Annotated in this window: 2 protein-coding genes; both read left to right on the forward strand. The window is 61.8% G+C overall.

The genetic code is table 11. The features are described 5' to 3' along the window. Nucleotides 1-599, forward strand: a 599-nt coding sequence (locus AC1DEY_RS23560; protein ID WP_476870111.1) for a site-specific integrase, incomplete at its 5' end; no start/stop codon positions are given. A gap of 136 nt (nucleotides 600-735) precedes the next feature. After that, nucleotides 736-1,008 carry a hypothetical protein gene (locus tag AC1DEY_RS23565; protein WP_476870112.1) on the forward strand — a complete coding sequence of 91 codons (273 nt, stop codon included), beginning with the start codon at nucleotides 736-738 and terminating at the stop codon, nucleotides 1,006-1,008. Nucleotides 1,009-1,201 lie beyond the last annotated feature (193 nt).

The following is a 1,201-nucleotide window of genomic DNA, read 5'->3' on the forward strand; positions in this document are numbered from 1 at the left end:
CCCATGCTGAGTTCAGCCTCATCATGGAGGGAATGGGGGAGCGCTACAAGGCCTTCACCAACTTCCTGGTCATGACCGGCACCCGCTTTGGAGAGGCCACCGCGCTGACCGTGGCGGACGTGGACCTCCTGTCCAAACCCCCGACAGTGCGGATCAACAAGGCTTGGAAACGGGACGGGCAGTCGAAGTTTTACGTTGGTGCAACGAAGACCGGTGCCGGCAAGCGGACCATCGGACTGAACCCCGCACTCGTGGAGCTGCTGATCCCGCTGGTCGCCAGCAGAGCGGGGAAAGAACTTGTGTTCACTACGCCCAAGGGCGGGCGCATCATCCACAAGCTCTACTGGCACCACTACTGGGTTCCGGCTGTCCACACGGCCCAGGCTATCGGCCTTACCAAGAACCCACGGATCCACGACCTCCGCCATACTCACGCATCCTGGCTGATCCAGGACGGCGTGCCCTTGTTCACCATCTCGCGCCGCCTGGGGCACGCCTCCACGCGGACTACCGAGCAGGTGTACGGGCACTTGATGCCGGCTGCGCTGCAAGCCGGTGCTGACGCCACTGAGCGCTCTGTGGCAGCCTTTCTGCGGTGACGGCAATGGGGCTATGTGTGGGGCCGTGCCGATGTCGCCCTCGGGGAGCGTTCGCCTGACTCGCGCTTCTGGTCATGTCGGCTAGTCTCCACGAGGCCATGAAGGTTGAAAGCAACGCCTTCCTTTTGGAGTTCCCGTGGAGATCGAATTTTTTGAACCCGCCGAGGCAGCCGCGCTGATGCGCTGTACGGAGTCATGGCTGCGCGATGGCGCGGTCAGCGGACGCTTCCCCCACGCGTGCTGGGGCAAGGGCAAGATCATTTTCACTTCGGAGCACATCCTGGAAATCGCGAAGTTGAGTGAGATCCTTCCCGGCAGAGCTGGTTCTCCGCTCTCTGTCAGCCGGCCGGCGCCAAAGGAACGGCTCATTGGCACCCGTTCGAAAGTCAGACTGGCTACGGCGAACTAAGTATGGGTGACGTTTCCCGTTCGGGCCACAGTTTGAACGGTTGAGCCAGGGAGTGGCACCCGAAGCAGACTTCCCCAGAGGACTAAGTGCGTAGACGTGTGGCGGGCACCACGGACACGGTTACCCGCGGTGGCGGTGGCCGAAGCTACGGCGGAAAAATCCCTCTCGTCAAAAGGACCATGAATATCAACTG

This window comes from Arthrobacter sp. 05T47 (assembly GCF_056395825.1).